6 protein-coding genes and 1 other annotated feature (1 of these 7 only partly in view) are annotated in these 6,803 nt (G+C 34.4%); of the genes, 3 read left to right on the forward strand and 3 right to left on the reverse strand.

All coding sequences use genetic code 11. The features are described 5' to 3' along the window. Positions 1 to 36, reverse strand: a binding site (T-box leader) (it extends 173 nt beyond the left edge of the window). A 107-nt stretch (positions 37 to 143) separates the two neighbouring features. Together CLORY_RS16840 and nirJ2 are read right to left on the reverse strand one after the other, a co-directional pair. Further along, positions 144 to 1,019, reverse strand: coding sequence for a 50S ribosomal protein L11 methyltransferase (locus CLORY_RS16840; protein ID WP_079426639.1), 876 nt, complete (start codon positions 1,017 to 1,019; stop codon positions 144 to 146). Between the two features lie 32 nt (positions 1,020 to 1,051). After that, positions 1,052 to 2,035 carry a putative heme d1 biosynthesis radical SAM protein NirJ2 gene (nirJ2, locus tag CLORY_RS16845; protein WP_079426641.1) on the reverse strand — a complete coding sequence of 328 codons (984 nt, stop codon included), beginning with the start codon at positions 2,033 to 2,035 and terminating at the stop codon, positions 1,052 to 1,054. Between the two features lie 365 nt (positions 2,036 to 2,400). On the opposite strand from nirJ2, the gene CLORY_RS16850 reads away from it, so the two are divergent. From CLORY_RS16850 to CLORY_RS16860, 3 genes are all read left to right on the forward strand, one after another. Beyond that, entirely contained in the window at positions 2,401 to 3,234 is an 834-nt protein-coding gene (locus tag CLORY_RS16850; RefSeq protein ID WP_079426643.1) for a deoxyribonuclease IV, read from the forward strand. A 35-nt stretch (positions 3,235 to 3,269) separates the two neighbouring features. Then, the gene (locus CLORY_RS16855; RefSeq protein ID WP_079426645.1) at positions 3,270 to 4,094 is read left to right on the forward strand and encodes an AraC family transcriptional regulator; all 825 of its coding nucleotides are present in this window, start codon (positions 3,270 to 3,272) and stop codon (positions 4,092 to 4,094) included. Between the two features lie 124 nt (positions 4,095 to 4,218). After that, positions 4,219 to 5,445 carry a multidrug efflux MFS transporter gene (locus tag CLORY_RS16860; protein WP_079426647.1) on the forward strand — a complete coding sequence of 409 codons (1,227 nt, stop codon included), beginning with the start codon at positions 4,219 to 4,221 and terminating at the stop codon, positions 5,443 to 5,445. Between the two features lie 106 nt (positions 5,446 to 5,551). On the opposite strand, the gene CLORY_RS16865 is transcribed toward CLORY_RS16860, so the two are convergent. After that, a complete protein-coding gene (locus tag CLORY_RS16865; RefSeq protein WP_079426649.1) occupies positions 5,552 to 6,397 on the reverse strand; it encodes a hypothetical protein in 846 nt (281 codons plus the stop codon). Between the last annotated feature and the right edge of the window lie 406 nt (positions 6,398 to 6,803).

The raw sequence follows: 6,803 nt of genomic DNA on the forward strand, positions 1-6,803 counted from the left end.
GTTATAAATGATTACTTTTCTCTTCAAAGAATTTTATGATATTATATACAGATTATACAGACAGAAACCTTTTATGTCAATATAAAGATAAGCAGTATGCAAGTCAACAGTTGAAGTTACTTATGTTTATATAATCATAAAACTTAGCAGGAGGCCTTTAAAATCATAGTAACCCATTCATTAGTTTGCGTATGTTTTAATAAATTATAACCAAAAGCTTCTAGTTTCGTAAGTATATCTTTAAAGCTCCATTCCACTAGTCCTGAAACATACAGTGTACCACCATGCTTTATTACAGAATTGATGAAGCCTATAGAGGAAAGAGTTTCCTCACCTCCTATATTAATAAATATAACATCAAAGGGTGTTTGAAAAGATGTTTTTGATTTTGTTACATCTTCTATGACTACTTCAATATTGGTAAGCTTATTTAAGGAAGCATTGAACAATACTTCTTCAGTAACATCACGTATATCTAAAGCTATAATTTTAGCTGCATTTCTGATGCCTGCGGCTATGCTTAAGATCCCTGAACCTGTACCTAGATCCAGCACTGAAAGATCGGTAAAATCTTCAGATAGGATATATCTTAGCAAATCTTGAGTCGTTTCGTGGAGGCCAGTACCGAAGGAACCTTGGGATATGAAATTAATCTTATTAGCACAGCTGACCTCAGCTTCGGGCTCAGCAATAACCCAGCCATTGTTCAAATATACTGGCTCAAAGGGCTGCTGCCAGCCTTCATCAGGCAACTCCGTCAACGTAATATCAGAGAGGTCTATATTCAAAAGCTTCCCTATCTTTTCAATATATTCATTACATTCATCTTTTGCTGCAGCATCAGGAAAGACATTCAATATGATATCTTCATCCTCTTTTTCGTAAAAACCGTAACCGTTTGAATCAGTAGTAACCTGGAAGGGTGCATCATAATAGGTTGAATATAAATCAATTATTTGGAGTTTTTCAATTATTTCATCTACTTCTTTGTATTTTACTTTAAAGGATATTTGAAACATTTATATACCTCACCTTATAAATTTTTTGTGTATTACCTATGATAAGCACAGAATTTTTCTTCACCCATATAATTACCATTATTGTAAAAGGAAGCACGGGCTCGGCAGCCGCCGCAAATATCTTTATGCTCACAGGAACCACATTTTCCTTCATATTTAGCAGTTCGTAATTTGTTTAATATAGGGCTTTCATTCCATATCTTATCAAATGGTTTTTCTCGTACATTTCCGATTAGCAGGTCTAAGTAGGCACAAGGCTGAACATTACCTATTGGATTTATTATGCAATAACTTATTCCTGCAAGGCAGCCTTTTGTAAATCTTGTTTTTACATTAAGCTCTTTTGCTATTCTCATAAATTGCGGAGCGCAGGTAGGTTTAAGCTGAATTTTAACTTGCTTTTGCTTTAACATAATACTTCTTAATAAGTTCTCATATTCTTGTTCGCTGAGAGATTCCTTCTCTATATTAACGCCTCTTCCGGTTGGAACGAGAAAAAATGTATAATGACCACAGGCTCCCATAGCAACAGCAAAGTCTGTTAAAGCAATTATTTCATCCATATTCCATTTCATGACTGTGGTATGAATCTGAAAGGGCAGGTTAGCAGCTTTGCAGTTCTTCATTCCTTTTACTGCCTGTGTCCATCCACCATCAAATTTTCTAAAGTTGTCATGTTTCATTTTGTCTAAGCTGTCGAGACTTATGCCTATGCAGCAGGCACCAGCTGATTTTAATCTTTGTGCAACCGCAGAACTTATTAATGTGCCATTGCTGCCTAAGACAGGACGAAGTTTTAAGGATGAAGCATATTGTATAAGCTCGTATATATCTGGCCTCATAAGAGGCTCGCCGCCTGAAAAAATAATAACCTTAAAATGGGCAGCTGCAATTTCTTCAAGAAGTTTCTTGCCTTCTGCAAGTGTTAGTTCGCCTTGTGCTTTATCTTTAGCATCTCTGTAACAATGCTCACAGTACATGTTGCAGGAATTGGTTACATTCCAAGATACTATCATAAACTATGCTCCTTAATTCATAAAGCTATTATTAAGTTTATGATTAGAAGTGCTAACTTATATATAGAACTAAGTTAACTATATGTCAAGTTTACATTGTAGAATTATAACATAACTTGTCAATGAACAAATTTGTAATTTGAGTGAATTGTAGTACGAAAGTCTCATTTTGTAAGCAAAAGTCCCAATATAGACAACCTTATGGAACTATTCAAAGAGGACAGGGCTATGCAAGGAGTGGGAGTTTAGGGTCGAGACCTGCACGGAGAGAGAACTAAGACTATAGTATATTCCTATGACGAAGGCGGCAATGATATAATATAAATAAATAGTTTATAGAATGCGAACATAGGAGGAATTTAGATATGCTTAAAATAGGTTGTCACTTATCCTCTTCTAAAGGTTTTGAAGCCATGGGGAAGGATGCACTTAAAATAGATGCTAACACTTTTCAGTTTTTTACTAGAAATCCACGAGGAAGTAAAGCGAAGGATATAGATGAGGAAGATGTAAAGGCATTGTTAAAACTGATGGAAGAAAATGATTTTGCAGTTATTCTTGCACATGCACCTTACACTTTAAATCCTTGTTCTGCAGAGGAAAGAACCAGAGAATTTGCTATGGAAATCATGGAAGATGATTTAAGAAGAATGGAGTATCTGCCAAACAATCTATATAATTTCCATCCGGGCAGTCATGTTAAACAAGGAATTGAAGTTGGAGTAAAATATATAATAGAAATGCTCAATACGATTCTAAGACCTGAGCAGACTACTACGGTGCTTTTAGAAACTATGGCAGGCAAAGGGACTGAGGTTGGCAGAAACTTCGAAGAGCTTAAAGAAATACTTGACGGGGTTAAGCTGAAGGAGAAAATGGGAGTATGCCTTGATACCTGTCATGTTTATGATGCCGGCTATGACATAGTTAATAATATTGAAGGGGTCTTGAAAAACTTCGATAAAATTATAGGTCTAGATAAGCTTAAAGCAATACATTTAAATGACAGCAAGAATCCATTTTCTAGCGGCAAGGACAGACATGAAAGAATCGGTGAAGGGTATATTGGAAAAGAGGCTATAGTTAGAATTATGAATCATCCTAAGTTAAAGCAGCTTCCATTTTTTCTTGAAACGCCGGTGGACTTATCAGAACATGCAGAGGAAATTAAAATGCTTCGCGAAACTTATGAAAATTAGTATATGTAGGTAAATAGCAGATCGGGGAGGATTTCGTGGTAGATAAAAGCAAGCTCTATTTTCATATACATTATTGTAATCATAAAGAAACAAATGAAGATTGGAAGGATAAGAAGATTACAAGAAGAATTAAGCATCATGAATTCTTTCTTGTAACAGGCGGTAAGGGTTGTATAGTCACTGAAGGTAAAGAGTATAATTTGGAAAAAGGTATGCTTTTCTATTTTAAAAAGAATAATCTGCATTCCATTGAATCTGACATAAAAGACCCATTGAATTTTTTATCGGTTCATTTCAGTCTTGCATATGTAGATTTTCATGAAGATCAATGGAAAATTGTGGAGAAGGATGGATTGAAGCTTCCTGTAATGCAGCGATTTAGAAATTATAAAGTTTATCATATTTTTAAAAAGCTGGTTATGATGTGGAGTATGAAAATGCCTGATTATGAATTCCGCTGCAAGATAATGCTTCAGAGGCTGTTGTTTGGAATCTATAATAATTTGAAGCAGCAGAGCACAAATTATTCGGCTATTGTTAAAGTAGAAAAGGCTATAAAATATATGAATGACAATATAGGAAGAACTATTACGCTTCAAGAGCTTTCAGAACTTGTTTCACTTTCGCCCAGTTATTTTTCCAGGACTTTTAGAGAAGTAACTGGTTATTCGATAATTGAATTTTTTAATAAAATAAAGATTGACAGAGCAGAAGCACTAATTATGGTTGAGGATAAAAAGATAAAAGAGATTGCTGCGATGCTTGGATTTAAGGATGAATTCTATTTTAGCAGATTATTTAAAAGAATAAAAGGAATAAGTCCGAAAGAATTTTACAGCAGAAATGTCCATGGATATTAAAATAATGCATTTAAATAAGCCATTTTTCAGTATATAATCAGGATATGATTGTAAGGACGGAGAATAAGCTGGTATAAATTTATTAGTCGACCTAAGGTTATTGTACGGGAAGAAGGTAATACAAATGAAAATTTGGAAAAGAAATCTTATTGTGTGCTGGTTTGGAACTTTTGTAACACTTTTAGGAATGAGTCAAATTGCTCCTATAATGCCTTTGTATATAAGACAGCTTGGAGTTCATAACACCGGAATGATTGAACAAGTATCTGGTTTTGCTTTTGGAGTAACGTTTATTGTATCAGCGATATTTTCACCTATCTGGGGATATGCAGCTGATAAAGTAGGAAGAAAGCCAATGCTGCTAAGAGCAAGCTTAGGAATGGCAATAGTAATTTCAACTATGGGATTAGCTCCAAATGTATATATTCTTATTGGGCTTAGAGTACTTCAGGGAGTAATTACTGGTTACAGCACTGCTTGTATAACCTTGATTGGCACTCAAACTGAAAAGAAGCATTCCGGCTGGGCGTTAGGAGTGCTGTCTACAGCTTCAATTTCAGGTTCATTACTTGGACCAATGATTGGAGGATATCTGGATGAGATTCTAGGCCTCCAGTTTACATTTTTCTTTACAGGAAGCCTTATGCTGGCTGTGTTTGTATTTACATTGCTCTTTGTAAAGGAAGAGTTTGTGCCATCGAAAAAAGAGGTGCTGAGTACAAAAGAGATTTGGAGACAATTGCCAAACCCTGAATTGATTATTGTTTTATTTGTAACATCGTATATTTTGCAATTAGCTTATTATTCTATAGAACCTATTATAACAGTGTATATAGATCAGTTGTCAGGCAATTCCTCTCATGTGGCTCTAATTTCAGGAATGGCATTTTCAGCATCTGGTCTTGCCAGCATAATTGCTGCTCCGAGATTAGGAAAACTGTCTGATAGGATAGGACCTCAAAAGGTTATGCTTATAGCACTTATTATAGCAGGCTTTATATTTATACCTCAGGCCTTTGTAGAAAGCCCATGGCAGATTATAGTATTACGTTTCATGTTAGGGTTTGCTACTGCTGGGCTTGCACCATCAATTAATTCACTGGTAAAGAAGATAGCGCCGGAAGCTATTGCGGGAAGAATTTATGGCTTTAATATGAGCGCCTTTTATCTGGGGACTTTCTCAGGTTCCATAGTTGGGGGTCAGATAGCTTCGCGCCTAGGAATAAAATATGTGTTTTTCATTACAAGTTCACTGCTTTTTATAAATGCAATTATAGTATACACAAGATTGTACAGAAAGCTAAGAAAAATACCTACAGGAAAGACACAAAATTTAAAGTTAGTAAATTAAGAGAATAAGTCAACAGAAGCAATATAATAAGAGTATTTTGTGGATATTAAGAGTTAGGGTATAGGGCAGGAAGTGGTTGGAGGAAGCATTTTCCAGCCGACAGAAATCACTTCCTGCCCTTTTTATTAGTTCTTAAGCAGCTATGCACATCGATTTTTATGATTTCCCAGTGGTTAATATAGTTCTTTACATATTGTCCTATTTCTATATCAGTGCCATTGGTAAGTTGAATAAATTGGAATAGGTATTCTCTACCGTCATTTCCTGCTATATAAATGTTTTTGATGTATCCTACCTGCTCGGTTGGATATCTTTTTTTGATTAGGTTGCACCAGTCTCCGTACACTACATCGACATAAAATTCTGCATTATGGGCCCATCCATGATAAGCTGCACATAAAAAGTCTTCAGCTGTCAGTTCTATATTTGAAATTTTATATCTTTCATTTTCATTTTGTAGATAGATGTATCCGTAATAATATGAAAAAGCTGCATTACCATTTGTTGACTTTTCGATGGTCTCTAATTCTATGAAATATTTATAATTCTTATCTGCTACACTTGCGTTAGTTTGTTTATAAAGTTTTATAAGATTGATGTGTCCGATATTCATGAAGCTGTGAAGGTAAGTTTTATAGCTTATATCTTGTCTAAATTTTGGTGTAAAAAACATATAGGATATAGGGTAAGGGCTTCTCGCATTGCCTATTGACCCGCAGCCTACGTCGGATATGCTTTCGGCTTCTCTTAAGATACTGAAGAAGTTTAAAATGGTTGTCTCTGGAGTATAAAATAGGGAATCAGGAAGTTTTATTTTATTGTAATCATCATTTGAGTACCTATCAAAAAAAGTGTAATCAAAGAACGTGACATTAATAGCAGGTAATTTAGATGGCCTAAAATATTGCTCGTTATATTTGAAAAGATCATATTTATTTGAAATTCTGAACATTTATGGACTCCACAATATTAGTTTCTATTATAATGTATGCAGTTACGTAGCAGATTTATAAACTATATTACATGTGAATTTTATAATGGTTATGATAAAATATATATAGATTATATATTGACTTAGAGTACACTTTAAGGTGTAAGATTTAAATATATTGCGAACTAAATGCGCTAGACGGAATAGTTTAGAGAAAGTGCATTAAATAGGTGTGAGAGTAAAGAGTAAAGAGAAAAGAGTAAAGTGAAGGTTAAAATTCAGCTGGGCTGAATTTTGATTGTATAGAGACTCTTAATTATTTAGATAATTTTTTTGTAATACTAGGTATAGTCTTAGTTTTTAGAAAGTTATTTGCCGGTAATCAGATTTAAATTCTCAGAAATTCTGCACAGCAGAATTTCTTCCT

Origin of the sequence: Clostridium oryzae (genome assembly GCF_002029235.1) — a bacterium.
Lineage (GTDB): Bacteria > Bacillota > Clostridia > Clostridiales > Clostridiaceae > Clostridium_AE > Clostridium_AE oryzae.

Coding starts and splice junctions, on each gene's coding strand:
- CLORY_RS16840 (WP_079426639.1), bottom strand. CDS start 1,019: ATGTTTCAAATATCCTTTAAAGTAAAATACAAAGAAGTAGATGAAATA.
- nirJ2 (WP_079426641.1), bottom strand. CDS start 2,035: ATGATAGTATCTTGGAATGTAACCAATTCCTGCAACATGTACTGTGAG.
- CLORY_RS16850 (WP_079426643.1), top strand. CDS start 2,401: ATGCTTAAAATAGGTTGTCACTTATCCTCTTCTAAAGGTTTTGAAGCC.
- CLORY_RS16860 (WP_079426647.1), top strand. CDS start 4,219: ATGAAAATTTGGAAAAGAAATCTTATTGTGTGCTGGTTTGGAACTTTT.
- CLORY_RS16865 (WP_079426649.1), bottom strand. CDS start 6,397: ATGTTCAGAATTTCAAATAAATATGATCTTTTCAAATATAACGAGCAA.